Raw genomic sequence first — 17,006 nt, 5'->3', positions numbered from 1 at the left:
ATTCATTCGCGTGCCAATGCCTCCGTTGGGTTGAGTTTGGCAGCCCGACGAGCAGGAAAATAACCAAAAACCAAACCAATTAGAGCGGAGAAACCGCACGCTAATAAAACGGGGAACAGGGTAAATACCATCGTAAATTCAGTGGTGAAATAAGAGAAAACCCACCCCGCTAACCATGCACCGACAATACCAATTAACCCGCCAAGCGAACAAATCATCACGGCTTCTATCAAAAATTGGTTCATAATATCTTGAGGACGCGCTCCGACGGAAAGGCGGATCCCGATTTCATGAGTTCGTTCCGTCACAGAAACCAACATGATATTCATCACCCCAACGCCCCCAACCAATAAGGAAATAGCGGCAATCGAAGTGATCAGTAATGACATAGAATCGGATGTTTTTTGTAATGCATTTGCGAGCTGGTCATCCGACTGAATAAAAAAGTCCTTTTTACCATGTTCGCGTAATAACAAACGCTCAACCTGTAATTCAGCTTGTTGAGAAGTTAAGTTTTCAGGGAAGCGCAGTGAAATAAACTCAATAGGTTTGTCCCCGACCACACGTTGCTGTAACGATGAGTAAGGCACCCACCCCATAACAAAGCCACTCGACATTTTGGGCCCCGGTTTACGGGCAATACCAATAATTCGCCATGGTGAATGACCAATCTGCACAATTTGCCCTAACGGCTCTTCTTCTGGCTGAAAAAGTACCTCTCGACTTCCTTCATCCAACACAATAACGGGCTCGCTGTCTGCCATATCGAGCGTACTGAAGAAATTGCCATGTAAAAGCTGAAACCCTTGTGCCGCAAAATACTCTTCTGAAACGCCATTAAGCATGATGGAGTTATCCAAGCCTTTATTAACGACCATCGTCATGCTGCTCGCGACGGGGGAAACAGACTCAATCCATGGCAACTGCTTTAGACTTTTAACATCATTTAACGATAACGCACGCTCCATATCAGGCCGCTTAGCCCCCCACCCAGTACCGGGGCGAATTTCCAGAGTCGTACTGCCGAGCTTCCCGATTTCATCCATGATCGAGCGTCTTGCCCCTTCCCCCACGGCCATTGATGACACCACAGAAGAAATACCGATGATAATTCCCAACATCGACAAAAATGCACGCATGCGATGACCGAGTAAGGCCCGCCATGCCATACGAATAGACTCAATAATATTGCGCCACACCGATGCACGGCCATTATCTTCAACAGAAGGAAGCTGGTTCCGTTGTTTTGTGGCTGTCTGAGCTTGGTTCTGCTTATCAGAAACAATTTTTCCATCACTAATTTCAATAATTCGCTGAGTTTGCTGAGCGATATTTTTATCGTGGGTCACAATCACAACAGTGTGACCATCGAGATGAAGTTGATGTAAAATATCCATCAATGCGTGGCCACTAGCGCTATCTAATGCCCCTGTAGGTTCATCCGCAAGAATGATTTGCGCACCATTAACCAAGGCGCGGCAGACACTGACACGCTGCTGTTGCCCACCAGATAATTGATAAGGTTTGTGATCCAAGCGCGTTTGTAACCCTAACTTTTCTGCTAATAAAGCAACTCGAGCGCTCCGCTCATCTTCTGGCATCGCCGTATATAAAGCTGGGATCGCAATATTTTCTTCTGCAGTCAGGTAAGGCATTAGGTGATAACGCTGAAAAATAAACCCAAGATATTGGCTACGTAATTCTGCCAACTGATCGCTATTCACCTCATGAACCGCAATCCCATTGATCAACACTTCTCCTTGAGAAGGCTTATCTAAACAACCAATGATGTTCATCAGAGTCGATTTACCTGAACCTGATGCGCCAATGATAGCGACCATTTCCCCTTGGTTAATTGATAGCGAAATATCATTCAAAACAGGAATAGTTTGCGTACCGGCTGAAAACTCACGGTAAACATGATGAAGTTCAATCAGAGGACGGGTAAAAGATACATTTCGTGTCGTCGCCATCATTAACTCGCCACATTATCTGATTGAATAACAACTTGTTCGCCCTCGCTAATGCCCTCAAGTACTTCGACGAAATGGCGATCATTAATCCCCACTTTGATGGTGCGAGTTTCCGGTTTTTCATTGTTGATCACGGTCACTTCATATTGGTTTGCACCTACAGCTCGCCCCAGAGCACTAACGGGGAGTCGTAAAGCATCTTTCGCTTGTGCAACACGAATAAATACTTGCGCTGTCATTGATGTCTTTAATGCTCGATCGGCGTTATCAACCTCGAACGTTCCGTTGTAATAAATTGCACTGTTCTGTTGCCCCCCAGAATTATTGTTATTTTCATCAAGCGCTTCAGGGGGAATGGGTTGAACATACCCCATCGTACTTTCGTAGTGCGTTTCAGGGTCCGCGATCACATAGAATGTGAGGGGTTGGCCTGGGTGGATTTTTTGAATATCTGCTTCCGAAATTCGTGTCTGAACCTGCATTTTATCTAGGTTCGCCAACACTAAAATGGTCGGTGCCGTCTGTGAAGAAACGATGGTTTGCCCTTCGTTCGCCACAATACCCAGTACTTCGCCACTAATCGGCGCGATGATTCGTGTAAAATTGAGGTTAGCTTGTGCAGTTTGTACATCCATTTCTGATTGTGTGATTAACGCCTCATTGACATTAACCTGCTGTAATTGCGCCTCATATTGTGCTTGCGCTTGTTCATATTCACTGCGAATACCAGAACCATCTCGCTGCATCACTACCTGACGCCGATAGGCTTTGATGTACTGTATTAAAGTTGCTTCCGCAGCCCGTTTTTGCGCCTGAGCACTGGATAACCGGGCGGTTGCATTTTTGAGCTCAGACTGCTGGATAGTTGGGTCGATTTCTGCTAATAACTCCCCTTTAACCACTTTGTCGCCTTGTTTTACATATAATTTTCTGATTTGCCCGTTAACCTGAGCACCTACATTAACTTGCATTGAGGGCTTTAATGTCCCCGTTACCATGACGACTTTTTCAATATCGCCACGTTCCACCGATAAAATTACGTTTTCATGCAATGCTGGGGCGGGTGATTGCCACACAAAACGGCCGATCACCACGACCAGCACAAGCAATGCCACTAACCCACCTAAAGTGCGTAATCGTTGGGTCGTTAAACCCAATTTTGGTGCTACATGGCGGGAGGTCATAAGGAAGTTCCTTCCATTGCCGCTAACAAAGAAGGTTCAGATTGAGGCGTGCCTGCTGTGACACAAGGGGCTTTATTGGTGCTGTTCTCAAGACTTAATTCCCCATCCACGATTCGGTAAAGTGCATCGAAATTAGCCGCCAACTCTTCACTGTGAGTGACAACAATCAATGTTTTACCTGTTTTCTGGCAATGTGACTGAATGGTTGCCATGACTATTTTCGCCGTTTCTTCATCCAAATTGGCGGTGGGCTCATCCAATAACAAAATAGGGCGGGCACTGTACAACGAACGAGCCAATAACAAACGTTGACGTTGCCCAAGTGACAGCGCCGCATGGCTTTCTCTTATTAACGCATTAACCCCACCAGGTAATTGAGTAATCACTGCGCCGAGTGCCAATTTATCAAGCAGCACTTCGACTCTTTTTTTATCTTTTTCGCGGAAGTTAGGGTCAAATAGCGTAATGTTATCTAAGACGGTCGCATTAAATAAAATATCTTCTTGGCTTTGCAAGCAAACCAATTGCGTAAGCTGCTGCACACTGACGGCTTCACCATTGGATTCGCATACTCCTTGCTGTGGGCTGAATAAACCCGCAATGGTACGTAATAACGTGCTTTTTCCTGCCCCTGACTCCCCAACAATGGCAACCTGCGTGCCTGAAGGTAAGTCTAATGACACATTATTTAAAATCGGTTTTGCAGGGTCATAACTGAAATGGATCCCCTTGAAAGATAAGTGTGGTGCTTTTCCTTGTACTGAGGTTTGTTTTTCGTGGAATGGTGCGGTGTCCTGCTCACTTTTCTTAGGGAATAAAGAATGGGCGCGTGTATCAATAATATGCAGTTGCGACTTATGTATAATCGCATAAAAAATACGCGTCACATAATTGGTAAAAATTTGACGCAAGAAACTATAAGCAAAGAAATCCCCCAACGAAATTAACTCATTGGCCACCATGGGTAAAACCACCAACATAAAAATGACCATCTCCAAACTACCAGTTAATTGATAGATGCCATCTTTAATTTGTTGATACACATTTCTGCGTTGTATACAGGTAAACAATTCACGGCTTAGCCATGCAAATTGCGCCTTACGCTGATTTTCTATCCCTGCTGTTTTTATGGTCAGAATGCCTTGCAGCGTCTCCATAAAAAAGTCATTTAATTCTGCCGATTTTAGCTGTAACTGCTGGGTATACCACCGATCACGAATAATCGCCCATACGCTAATTAAGCCCATCACGGTAACACCCGCAGCTGAAATAGCCGCTAATACGGGTGCAATCCAAAACATGGTACCTAATGCTATCGCACAAATAACCCAATCCGTTCGTAGCCCGTTATCCAGCTCAATTTTTTCGGTTAATGCCCCCTGCCAAGCGACAAAACGGCTAAAAACATCCCCGGGTGCGCGTTTTTCAAAAAAGCGCAATGGATTACTCAATAAACGAGAGAAACCAACCCCACTTTTAATCAACACAAAGTGTTTTACGAATCTCTCACTCAGCATTCTCACACCAAGGGCTAATAGTGTTGCAACCACAAAGGCAACAATAAACCAGCCATAAGGGAAAATGGCATTTTTGGCGTCGGAAAAGGCTTGGTTGATTGCATTGCTCACCATGGCTGGCATTAAAAATAACGTTAAAGAAACCAAAAAAGCGAATATCATCAACCAATAAACACCGCGAATCTCTGAGGTTTCTTTCAGGCTCATTGCATGAGGGGCTTTTTTTCCTGCCCCATCATTTTTGTCTTCTGGTGCTAATGATTCAATTTTTTCCAGCGCGGTATCCGGTTCTAAAATTAATGCATAACCGCTGATTTCCGCTTTTAATGCAGAGAAAGGTAGCCACTGCTGCCCAATTGCAGGGTTCATCACACACACGTTATTTCCCTTGCGATAAGCAAGCAGCACAAAATGGCTTGCTCCGTAATGTAAAATAGCGGGAAGTGGTAAACTATTGAGCTCTTGGTGCTCAAATAACACCGGTGTCGTCGCAATACCGTAATTGGCTAAAATGGACGAAAGGTCAATCAAAGAAGTTCCATGATCCGATGCTGGATAGACCTCTCGCAGAGTTTCAAGAGAAACGTTGAGACCTTGGGTTTGTGCTAACATCGCAATACATGCTAAGCCACATTCATTGGTTTCTTCTTGAGAAACAAAATTTGGAATAATATTTTTCATTATTATTTAATGGCTAATAAAATAAAGTGAATGGCTATGCCATAAAAGCCAATCATTGGGATAATGACGAACCGCATTTTCAATGATGGCTGGCATTTGAGTTGCAACATCTTTTGCTGCAACAGGCGGATAAACCTTGATTTGTAAACCATTTTGGTAGTACAGATGATAAAAAACTACCTGTGCCGAAATCGCACTGGACAAACGCACGACACCATTGTGTAGCTTTGCTGCACGGTTAAATAAGTGGCACGATAATTTACTCGACGCCCCTTCCTCTGTTTGAACCGTGTAATCAGGGGTAATATCAGGGAAAACAATCATATTTTTTTGCCCGGCCGCCGTTTCTGTCATCGCAGTCATTAATTGGCTAGCTAATACTTTATTTCCCTGATGAATAGAACAATAAGATAAATTCACCTGACCTAACTCACGTGCCGAAGCGTTATACTTTTGCTGCTCTGCGCTCGACGAAACCACCACCGTCGCATTCCCAGGAGTCACCCCCGCCCCAACCATGGTGGCTAAAACATCAGAAACCATATGCAACGGAGCAAGTACAACGGGTTTATTTTGTTGGTGTAAAGGCGCAACGACGCTATCAAGTTCAAGTGTACAAACTCGAACTTGCGCCATGATTTTTTGGTTTTGTCCCCATGTGGCTGCCTCTTCCAAAATGAAGCGTCGAACGGTTATCCAGCCCATATTAATATGCCCTTTCGTTTCCATTAAACTACGAAAGTTTTCCGTGGCGACTTTATTCCGATTACGATATTGACGACCTAATAAACCTACACGACATAATAAATTAGAAACAAATAATACCGATGTGATATAGCCTCGGCGCAATAACAACCGTAAAAAGGCAAGTCCACTATGATTGAGTTTTTGATATCCTTTTTTAAACGGCATCAAACAGTTTTTCGCTGTAAATACCGTCCAGACAATGAAAAACCGGATCACCGTAACTCCTTATTACTTTTATCTAATAACTCAAGCATATAGGCAGTAAAGTCTGCAAAATCACGGTCTTGGTAAACAACATAGCGTTTATTGATAATAAAGGCAGGTGTTCCAGTAATTTGATAAAATTTGCTAATTTCAAGCATATTTTTTAGACGTTCTTGAACGGCTTGGCTTTCACTGGTTTTTAGGTATTGGGTTGAATCAATATTGTGCCGTTTTAACCATTGGTTTAAGACATCTTTATTAGCTAAATCAAGCTTATCGTTGATAACGGCAGTATAAAGATCCTGACGTAATTGAGATTCCACCCCCATCTCTTCCAATGTCGCAAAAATAGGCGCATAGGCAGCCAGCCCCATATTATTATCCATGGCTAAATGAACGACTTTAAAGTTGACATTCTCAGGGAGTGTTTTTTCGAATTGGCTGACATTGTCATGATTTACTGCACAATAATGGCAACCATAAGAAAGGACTTCTATGATGCTATTATTTTCTTTTATTGGACTCAACAGAACTTGTTCACTATTAAATTCAATAAAAGAAGAGCCTTGTGCATCATCATTTGAGAAAGTATTAAAAACAAAAATATGATAGAACAAAACCGTCATGAGTGAAGAAGCAATAATAACAAATAGAGTATAAAGTGTGATAGTTATTGGTTTAAAACGAGTATTCATAACAGTTAATTCCATTCAGGTACGAAAAATACATGGGGATAACTCCCCATGTATCAATTAATAAAAATTAAATTTAATACTATGGAGCTGTTACATCACAGTTTGATGCACCAACAGCTTTCGCTTTGTATGTTTTGTTACCGTGCTTATCAGTACAAGTCGTTACTAATTGGCAAGATTTAACGCCACCAACAGTGATGCTCTCGTAAGAATCAGTACAAACTTGTTTTGTTCCACCAACTACAGCAGCAGCTTCGATAGCATTTAACTTTTTCATGTTATTTCCTTTAATATAGATTTTAATTAATAAAACGCCCTATTTATTGATAATTAACACCAATAAATCCTTTAGATTTTTAATTAACTCACGAATTACCACGTGAATAATTAAAAATTCAATCCTTCTAATTTCTCATTATTATCAAATAAAAAAATCGCTTTTCCTTTGACGCTTTTTGCTTTCTCTTTCTCTTTCTCACCTAATTCATTTAAAACAAGGATCCAAGAAAAATAAACATTAATATCTGGGCAAGAACGAGAATAGTTTTCTGCCCAAGACGAAAATAAATTCAAGTAATAGGGGTTCTGTGTCTCGTTATAGCGTAACAAATGCCCCATATTGAGATCCAATTTATAACGATCATTAATTAAGTAATATTTCCACTCACTATAATCGGGCTCATTCATAGAAAGAAGAAACTGTTGCCCTGTTTTTTCGATATACGTTAAATATTGCTGCGTTTGCAAAGTAAAATACAGCAACCCCATGGATAACAAACCACCTAACGCAATAATTGTTTTCGAACAATACCCTACAATTTTATTTAAATGATACTTTTTAGTTGGAATATCGGCACAACGTATTAACAGTATCAATACCACCCCATGAGGTATTGATAGCCACAATGGAAACTCTGTCATCATATGAAAAACAATTGGTAACGCAATAACTAAAAAAACATAATTATTATTTTTATTTTTTAATGAAGAATAAAGTAGATACCCACTACCAATAATAACTAACAATATCGCAGCAATGCCAACTACCCCACCTTCAACCATCCAACGTAATATCTCATTATGTGGATGTGATATGACCCTTTCACTGGTTCCAAGTAACCCACCACCAAAGCGCTCTAAAAATACAGATTCAAAACTACCAACACCCGTACCAAATAAAATATTTTCACTAAATAAATATAAACTATGCTGCCATAACACCCATCTAATGTGCGATGTCTGCAATTTACTTTCAGAAAAGTCAGAAATATTAAAACCAATTTTTATTCCATAGCCAATAATAAGACCGATAACAATCGATATTAAAGAATAAAAAATATATTTACGATGATACTTTGCAAAAAAATAAAAAACAATAACAATTAATAATAAATTTAAATATCCAGTTAATGATTGAGACAATGGCAATACCACGCTCATTAAAACGAGACTCACAATGATAATGGCTGACGCATACCATGTGACAGTTCTCATTAAAATAAACATACCTATTGCACTGGCAATGCCAACACAAATAAAACTAGAAAGAACATTAACTTGTTGGAATACGCCATATGGCCTATCCCCTGATATCGGAAAAAAATTAAAAATTTGTGCTATTGAAAATAGACTCTCAATAATAGCAGAAAATAATATACTGCAAACAATTATTTTCAATACAGTTTCTGAAATATTTATTTGCAGTAAAGCTTGATAAAAAAATAACGCGCCCAATAACCAATATGCTGTCAAGTATGCATTAAACTGGTAATCTTTAGGCGCAAAAAAACACAAGCCTAATAATAAGACCAATCCAATCGTAATATAATTACTCGACTTAGAGTAATATAAGCTTGAATTTTTAATTTGTGTAATACTAACCACTACAATAAAAAAAGCAATAAAAAAACTACTAATTATATTGAATGGTAATGACAAACCTGTTCCGCCCATATTCGGCAGATAAATATGCAATATAATGCCAAAAAATATAACGACAAAACTTAAAAGAACCCATGGATAACGTTCTTTTTTATTATCTTTAATTTTGATTGCAAACATCATGTTTTCATTCGTTATTGATAATTTAATGTATAGTACGCAGTACTATAAAAATTCCCATAGGTAATCGTTTGGTTAATTCTCGCTTCAGGCTCAGCCTCGACATAAGCCTTAAATTGAATTTCCGTATTATTTGTTGCCAGATTTTGTGCTAATGATGGCGTATTCAATTCTATGGGTGTTTCATTTAAGTTTAATAACCCAATACCGATTCCGCTAGCTTCACTTTGGTCACTAATCGCAAGATGGTCAGGAAGATTCTTATTTTCAATTCCATTAAAAGTCACTGTCACCGATTTAAATATAGTCGTATTACAATTCGTTAAATGAATTGAGAAATTTAAAGGTTTCGATTTGCCTTCTTTATAAAGATCTTTGACCGAGATTTGTTGAAAATCAACAGGGACCTTCTCACTTCCAGGCGCTATCTGACATGGCGTAGCAATAACCATGCCTCTGAATGAATAGCTTCCCATATTAGTTGGGATCACACTCGCACTCATCGGCCCCGAGACTAATAAATATAAGCCAATCGACAATAAATATTTTGTACGCTTTATCTGATTATTATTTCGCATGATTGGCCTCATTGGAATTCAGCAAGGATTGTCCCGGTACTTGTAAATTCACCTTCTTCCACACTACTACCAGGCGCAGCTATTGGCGCAGCCGTTAAGTTCCAGGTACCTTGGTTATTAATAAAGTCAGGCACTTGGTATGCTTGATTCGGTTTTACCAATGTACCCGCCACATTATCAGTCACCACAATGCCAAGATTTGTGCGTTTCACGCCGTTTTTTAACGTACCGAAATAATCAGGGTTAAAATCCGCACTGCCTGACGCCCCCGGTAAGAGTGACAGCTTGATATTTAAATCACCTGTCGTAAAACTTCCACCGGTACATTTAACTGGGATCTTAAAGGGCTGAGCATAATTAATTCCATTTAACTGTTCACTCGTATTTGCTACATCAAGAAAATCAATATTAATTGGGTTACCTTCATTAATCGTACACTCATCAGCAACCGTGATGATCCCTGCTCCTAAAACAACCCGAGTTGAAGGGATTGGTGCATAAGCTGTACTGCCATTCGCTGGGCTGCCTTTTTTGGCAAAAACCTGTACCAGCTCAGCTTGGTTGATGGTAATGCCATTAATAATCGGTTTTTTCAGCCTAAACGTGATTGTCCCACTCGACCCTGTCCGTAGCTCGACGCCATAGTCACGGCTATTAACACTCGGTGGTGTACACTCTATTGGGTCAGATCCCCCATTCCACATATCCTTCACTGGGACAGTAACTTTCTGACCAACCCTTCCCCCTATTTGAATTTCAACTTTTACATCAAAATATTCATTAAGGTTCAGGTACCCTGGGTTTTGCATTGATGTAGGAATGGTTGACATTAAATCAAATGTCATTCCTGAATCAGGATCTGAATTTCCAGGACCTCCTGGCTTCATATAACTTTGGCAGTAAATATCGAAAAAAGGCCAGTTACCCACATCAAAATTGAATACTGTTTCAGCATCTTTCTCATTGACCAGTAGCTGATTATTCATTGTCGCTTCGAATGTGTAAGTCCCCCCATCAGGTATAGCGGAGCCGTGAGGAAAGCCTAAAGCAGATAACGGCATTAACCCTATTGTGAGTAGACCGGCCACAATAGTCATATCTTTTAGTTTTTTGTTGTTGGATACAAACATGGTTATAAATACTCCAGTTTTAGCCTAACTAATCCGCTAAAAGTTCCCGCTGAAACAGACTGTGCTGTAGATTCCAATGAGGCATTAAGTGTAATGTTGTTATCACCAGGTTTGATCACCCATGAACTTGTTGGCTGATTGACCATTAAGTTTTGATGATCTTTACTGGAAATACGTAATCCTGCGCCTCGAACATCGCCTGTAACTCGCACAAGATCAGGGTTAAAAAAATCCGTATCTCCCGCAATACTCAATGAAACTGCGCTTTCTCCCGTCAAGTAATAACGCTGAGCATTTTGAGTTGCCTCTCCAGCAGCATTCACAAATGACTTGGATGCCCCGCGTTGGCAATCTTTGAGCCGAATATTAAATGCAACAGGAGTACTTCTATCGCCAATGCGGTGAAATTCTCTGGCATTGATGTCACCTAAATCGACATACTGCTCTTGTGTTTCTAATTCAAGAACACAAGGTGATGCATAAACGCTTCCTGTCAAATGCACAGTACTATGTACGTCTAGCAATGTTTGGCGAGACAGCTTTTCATCCGCAATTTCTGCAACTGCGGAGAAACTTCCTAATCCCAATAACACGATCCCTAAGCACCTAATGTTCATATCAATACTCCTAGCGAATCTGTTGCTCTGGTGGTAACGCTTTACACGTATTTCCGCTACAACTGTATTTAAGTTCTGGATGACCACCATAATCATTCACATACATCATGGTGAAACTCTCGCCTGAACTATTGACCTTAATATCGAGATGCGATTTAGGGGCAATCATCACTCCTGGAAAATCGGTTAGTTTTTTTCCACCTTCTGCCACTGGTTTATTATTAAGGCTAATAATGGTTACAAAATAAGGTGTTGGGTTTTCAGCACGCCAGTTATTTCCCTGTTTATAAAATATGACTTGGTCTTGCCAAACCGCACTTCTAGATTTAGGAATAATGGCTGTCGGCCGATAAAATAATTTAATACGCGATTGCATCGCTAACTGTAAAACATTCGGTTTATCGGGTTTTGGCGGAACTTCGCGCACATTTAAATAAAATAGACTTTCACGATCTTGAGGTAACTTATCTATCTCGGCTGTTTTTGAAACACGAGCAACCCCTTTTTGCCCCCCATTAATGCGCTGTAATGGTGGCAATACAACTAATGGCGATGTAATTTTTTTTCCATTGGCATCTTCAACCCATGACTGAGCAAGAAAAGGAATACTTGAGCTGGTGTTTGATAAATTAGCACTCGCAGAATTTTCATCGCCTGTAATAATCAGTCGCGTTCTATCCAGTGAAATACCTGCATATGATTGCCCTACGCCAACCATCATAACTAGCAAACCACCTACCCATTTATTTATACGAATCGCCATTTTCTCTACCTTATAGAATACTTTTTCAAACTGTCATTACATTATTGGCAAGGCAGCAAAACTGACATGCCCGAATTTATTTTTTCAGGCAGTTGAATTTTACATTGCGCTTTTCCACCCCAAGATACTGTTAACGTTTCTTTAGGATTTACTGCCATCAAGTACGCCAACCCATTTTCCATTAACATGGCAATGTTAATTCCATCCGCGTTTGTCACATCAGCACCAAACGGAGGTACCGTATCGTTATAACGAATGGTGGCAATGAGCTTTTCACCTTGTGCAACATCAAATCGCTGATAACCGATTGCCCCTTCTGTTAATGTCGAGGTTGCGATCGCCTTATTGGTATCAACGTTATTTTTTAACTTATCGACATCAATACGTGTGTCGAAGCTGTAATAGCTGACAATATCAGGCACAACAGAGATACCAGCCCAGTTAGTTCGCGTTTTTTCATGGTTAAACGGCACGCCACCAACACCGTTGGTATCGACCATAATTCTTGCTGTATCCGTTGTACCGGTGCTGTTATGCAATGCAGCACCATGCTTAGTAGCAGTGAAGCCACCGCGCAATGTCCCGTTGATCGATGCCGTTTGTCTTTCTTGATAGCTCACATTGGTATTAACTTCAGCAAGTTGCGTCCGTTTTTGATAATATCCATCAAACCGGACGCGATCATCGCTGCTTCGGCCGGCTCTAACTCGCCATAAATTATTCGTATCCCTGTTATCACTGTAAGACAGCATATGGCTGGTCTTACTACCACTATTTTGCAAGTCGTATCCAGCCCAACGGCTATCACCAACAGGCACTGAAACCGAAAGTGAAATGCTATCGTCACGTCGACCTCGATAGTCAGAACGGTAAGCCGCAATATTGGTTGAGACACCATTGATGCCCATTAGACGAAATGTTCGCCCCACGGATAAGCCATATCTATCTTGAGATGTTTGGTCCCAAAAGGTCTGATGGGTATAAGTTAAGAATACTGTCGTTCTCCAATCAGGATCATCCGCCCAAAAAGTTTTATTCCCTGTAACGGTATACATCTCTTTTTGACGGCCAATACCCAGATATTTGTTTTCACGCTCATCTAAATATTGCGACAGCGTTCTAAACTTATCCTGCGAGAAGCGGTAACCCGCAAAAGTAATCGTACTGTTAAGTTCATCAAATGACTTTGAATAACTCAGACGATAAGAAGAACCCGTTTGTGTGTTATCACCCGGCATTCGGCTAATGGATTGTGTGATATCTGCAGAAAGTGCACCAAATATAGATAAATCGCGCCCTAACCCAGCAGATATTGCGGTGTAATCCCTACCCGCAAAAAGTAGGCCTCCAATGAGTGACCAGTTATTGCTCAGCCCCCAAGAGAAATCTCCCGTGGCAAACATTGGCCCCTCAGGCTTGTGATTAAATCGAGATGGCTTACCGACCGAAGCGTTGTAACGCACATAACCCGGGCGAGTTAAATAAGGGATATTTGCCGTATCAACTTGAAAAGTCGATACCTCGCCGTCATCACCTTCAACTTTGACATCCAAGGTTCCACGGATTGAGCTTTGCAAATCTTGAATACTGAATGGCCCCGCAGGTACCGTCGTTTCATAAACGACACGCCCAGCTTGAGTCACAACAATTTTTGAATTGCTTTTCGCGATACCATTAATCTGTGGTGCATATCCTCGTAGATTCGGCGGTAACATACGTTCATCACTGGCAAGGTTAAAACCAGTGAAGCGAATCGTGTCAAAAACCTGAGAACTTAGATAAATTTCACCCAGTGTCAGCTTAGCCGCCATGTGGATCAGAGGACGATATGCATAAAACTGGTTCCAATCGAATTTTCTATCGCCACGCTCGTTATAATTAGCTTGATAATCAGCTCTAAAACGCCATGCCCCCAAGTTAAATCCCGTTTGGCCATATGCTGATAATGAGTGTTTATTTGTATGTGTCGTCAAAGAACGAGAAACTGACCCGGTCAGGTTATAATCAAATATAAGGCCTGAAACCCCAGAATCCCAACGCTCAGGCGGCACCCAACTAGGATCGGAATATTTCATCCATGCCTGTGGAATAGTGATATCCAGTTTGCCTTCATGATTATTAATTTTAACGCCTGAAATAGGTAAAATATTTGAACATTCAGGGGATATGGCTTGGATTTTTTTTAACGCATCTTCTTTGAGCGCTAACATTTCAATTTGCTTAGGGGTAAAACAAACTAATGATTTTTCACTATCGTGAGGATCGGTAATATAAGTGACCTTCTGCTGAGACAATGATTGTCCATTAATATAGAGATCTAATAAATATGTCCCAGGAAATACGAAATTATCTTTAGAGAATCGAGTTAAATCAATATTGTTACGGTCACCAACATCTAATACGTCAACATTAAACTCAACAAGATCATTTGCAGACATATTTGGTGAATAGCAAAGTACTGCAATATATATTGCAAATAGTTTTTTTATATTATTTATATTTCCATTTAAAATAATCATTTTAGTTACTCAGTATTCACTCATTAGGCTAGAGATTTAGCTCAATTCTCTTTTATATGTAATTATTATTAGCTTTAGAAATAATCCATTCTAAACCTTAGAACTCCAGCGAAATCACCTGCCTTAATATGCTTTTGATAAGCAACTAAAATTGCAGTAAAATCTAATCTATTGCGCCCTTCTAATAATGTGTAATCCGGCATTTTTCTATTAAGTTTAAGTATTTCGCCGTGAGAGTCTCTAAACTGAATTCCAAACCCCTCTGAATCGCCGCTTACTTGTAAAAGTTGATCATCATTAACAGATGTTCCCATCATGGTTATTTGCGCGCGTGATGCACTACCTTTATCATTAGAAGGCAACGTACATCCAACGAGCTTTATAGCAAAATTCTTACTCACCAGCATATTGACTTCAGGAGTGATCTCTCGGGCACTGATTTCACCAAAATTAACCCAAAGTTCTCGGCTTTCAGGATCAATCGTACATGAGGCTTCTATTAATTCACCTTGCATTACAATATCACCGGGGGTGTTATTGGCGGTCATTCCCCAACTTAATAGAGGCCATAGCAAACTAGAGCCTAGTGCTATTTTTGCAACCCGAATAGTCATGGATAATACCATTTAGTTATTGGTAGATTTTATTAATGCGGAGTATTTAACACTCCGCATCTTGGTATAAAATCAATTACAAATTATTGGTAATCAATTTTAAAATTGATGGTTGAATCAAAGCTACCTGGAGTTACTGCATTAGATGCATTATCAGATTTTAAATAAGCAACGAATGGAATTGCAGTTTTACCATCAGTTAAATTAACTGCTGTAGAAGCTTGTCCCCAAACAACATCTTTATTTCCATTGTCTCTTAAACCGATACCAGCACCACTTGCAGTACCTGAAGTGAACGCCGCTAATGTATTATCATTAGGGTTAATAGTTGATGGTGTATAAGTTACAGTTGCAGTTTGTGCAACGGTAGTATCACACCCTTGCAGAACGATATCTTTCTTGATATTACCTGCACGCTCACCATTTTTTAAATTAGAAACAGGGATCTGATAAAAGTTTACTTTTACAGGACTTGATTCTTCACTTAAACCACAAGCAGAATTCACTAATTCACCTGAAAATTCGATAGTACCGTTAGTAGGTGTACCAGTATAAGCAGCCATTGCTGCGAACGAAGCAAAGCCTGATGCAAATACAGCACCCATTACAAATTTATTCAATTTCATGATTATTTAATCCTGTATAATACTCGTATAATGTATGTTTCGCCAAATAGTTGTTAATAACAACTTTAGATAAAAATAATCATTATTTTTAATTAAATTAATGATTATTTTTAATAAAGTTATCATATATACAAGTTATATTTACTGATTACACTTTGTAAAATAGGTTAGATTTTTATTAACTGAATTAACGCCACATTTTTTTAGTGTCTTTATCTAAGATAGCAAAATAATTATTTTCATTTTTTATAATACATTGTAATCTTTCATTATCGTATCTATCTATTACATGATTAAAAAGGTCTCTCCATGACTTATTGAATATCAAAAGGATTGTGTCCATCATTTCAAATGTCAGTTTTGTTTTTCCCGTTTCATATCGAGATATCTGCTGTTGACTAATATTCAATCTTTTTGCCAACTCTTCCCCTGTTAAGTTTCGCTCTTTTCTAATTCCTCTCAGATACTGCCCTATTTCTTTATTTATCTCATTAGAAAAATAAGTCATTTAATTTAACCTTTATATTAAAAATTAATTATAGGCACCAATCTGAACCATAGATACCGTCCTAAAATTTTTGATTATTATATGTCTGATTATTTATTTTGTATAATCGATAGAGCAAATTGATTACTATTAAAAACATTTATCGCTCTATTAATATAGGAGAAATGTAACAAAAAAAAATCACAATTAAATTAATAATATAAATAACAATATGTTATAGATTAAAAATCAAAGCTTACCACCTAAAAAATTACATTTTGATACACTTAAAAATATTAAAACATATTTTTTACTAATGAGATGTATTTTATGGTTAAATTTCGACCACGAAATACAACTTAAAAAAGTAGCTTTACTCAGATTTTGTGTTTGTAAATTATATGAGATTTTTTTAAGATTTATCTTAACCTTGTTATTTACAAACACCAACAAATTAATTATAAATTACCGTAAAATTTATAATCGAAATTATATACCACAGAAATCATCACTAGCACCCAATAAATTCCAACACAATCTAAAAACCAGGGCATTTATTACGCTAATAATGAGTATTAAGAGATTATATTTCACACATATAATTTTGTGC

At 39.3% G+C, this 17,006-nt stretch carries 15 protein-coding genes; all 15 read right to left on the bottom strand.

The window, feature by feature from the left end; all coding sequences use genetic code 11:
* Positions 1-2: 2 nt before the first annotated feature.
* Complete coding sequence (locus PSF31_RS04905) at positions 3-1,976, bottom strand: ABC transporter permease (protein ID WP_096864425.1); 1,974 nt, start codon at positions 1,974-1,976, stop codon at positions 3-5.
* Complete coding sequence (locus tag PSF31_RS04900; protein WP_232062933.1) at positions 1,976-3,157, bottom strand: efflux RND transporter periplasmic adaptor subunit; 1,182 nt, start codon at positions 3,155-3,157, stop codon at positions 1,976-1,978. Before PSF31_RS04900 ends, PSF31_RS04905 begins: the two co-directional genes overlap by 1 nt.
* A complete protein-coding gene (locus PSF31_RS04895; RefSeq protein WP_094962369.1) occupies positions 3,154-5,355 on the bottom strand; it encodes a peptidase domain-containing ABC transporter in 2,202 nt (733 codons plus the stop codon). The genes PSF31_RS04900 and PSF31_RS04895 overlap by 4 nt, the downstream gene beginning before the upstream one ends.
* A 6-nt stretch (positions 5,356-5,361) precedes the next feature.
* A complete protein-coding gene (locus PSF31_RS04890) occupies positions 5,362-6,318 on the bottom strand; it encodes an ABC transporter (RefSeq protein ID WP_096865076.1) in 957 nt (318 codons plus the stop codon).
* Positions 6,315-7,001 (bottom strand): thiol:disulfide interchange protein DsbA/DsbL, encoded by a 687-nt coding sequence (locus tag PSF31_RS04885; protein ID WP_036958248.1) that lies wholly within the window; start codon positions 6,999-7,001, stop codon positions 6,315-6,317. The genes PSF31_RS04890 and PSF31_RS04885 overlap by 4 nt, the downstream gene beginning before the upstream one ends.
* 79 nt (positions 7,002-7,080) lie before the next feature.
* Positions 7,081-7,278 (bottom strand): DUF4762 family protein, encoded by a 198-nt coding sequence (locus tag PSF31_RS04880; RefSeq protein WP_004259555.1) that lies wholly within the window; start codon positions 7,276-7,278, stop codon positions 7,081-7,083.
* A gap of 110 nt (positions 7,279-7,388) precedes the next feature.
* Positions 7,389-9,065, bottom strand: coding sequence for an O-antigen ligase family protein (locus PSF31_RS04875; protein WP_219144490.1), 1,677 nt, complete (start codon positions 9,063-9,065; stop codon positions 7,389-7,391).
* Between the two features lie 11 nt (positions 9,066-9,076).
* Complete coding sequence (locus PSF31_RS04870; RefSeq protein ID WP_071585866.1) at positions 9,077-9,640, bottom strand: fimbrial protein; 564 nt, start codon at positions 9,638-9,640, stop codon at positions 9,077-9,079.
* Between the two features lie 8 nt (positions 9,641-9,648).
* On the bottom strand, positions 9,649-10,770 hold the full coding sequence (locus PSF31_RS04865; RefSeq protein ID WP_004259569.1) for a fimbrial protein: 1,122 nt from the start codon (positions 10,768-10,770) through the stop codon (positions 9,649-9,651).
* Between the two features lie 2 nt (positions 10,771-10,772).
* Positions 10,773-11,387 carry a fimbrial protein gene (locus tag PSF31_RS04860; protein ID WP_004259573.1) on the bottom strand — a complete coding sequence of 205 codons (615 nt, stop codon included), beginning with the start codon at positions 11,385-11,387 and terminating at the stop codon, positions 10,773-10,775.
* Between the two features lie 10 nt (positions 11,388-11,397).
* Positions 11,398-12,150, bottom strand: coding sequence for a fimbrial biogenesis chaperone (locus tag PSF31_RS04855; protein ID WP_004259578.1), 753 nt, complete (start codon positions 12,148-12,150; stop codon positions 11,398-11,400).
* A 41-nt stretch (positions 12,151-12,191) separates the two neighbouring features.
* The gene (locus PSF31_RS04850) at positions 12,192-14,669 is read right to left on the bottom strand and encodes a fimbria/pilus outer membrane usher protein (protein ID WP_094962364.1); all 2,478 of its coding nucleotides are present in this window, start codon (positions 14,667-14,669) and stop codon (positions 12,192-12,194) included.
* Positions 14,670-14,743: 74 nt separating this feature from the next.
* Complete coding sequence (locus PSF31_RS04845) at positions 14,744-15,283, bottom strand: fimbrial protein (protein ID WP_004259587.1); 540 nt, start codon at positions 15,281-15,283, stop codon at positions 14,744-14,746.
* A gap of 83 nt (positions 15,284-15,366) precedes the next feature.
* On the bottom strand, positions 15,367-15,909 hold the full coding sequence (locus PSF31_RS04840) for a fimbrial protein (protein WP_004259591.1): 543 nt from the start codon (positions 15,907-15,909) through the stop codon (positions 15,367-15,369).
* A 187-nt stretch (positions 15,910-16,096) separates the two neighbouring features.
* Positions 16,097-16,417, bottom strand: coding sequence for a helix-turn-helix domain-containing protein (locus tag PSF31_RS04835; RefSeq protein ID WP_004259596.1), 321 nt, complete (start codon positions 16,415-16,417; stop codon positions 16,097-16,099).
* Between the last annotated feature and the right edge of the window lie 589 nt (positions 16,418-17,006).

Origin of the sequence: Providencia sp. PROV156, assembly GCF_028480905.1 — a bacterium.
Taxonomy (GTDB): domain Bacteria; phylum Pseudomonadota; class Gammaproteobacteria; order Enterobacterales; family Enterobacteriaceae; genus Providencia; species Providencia hangzhouensis.
Note: the sequence above shows the minus strand (reverse complement) of the source record. Positions and strands in the feature narration are given on the sequence as shown.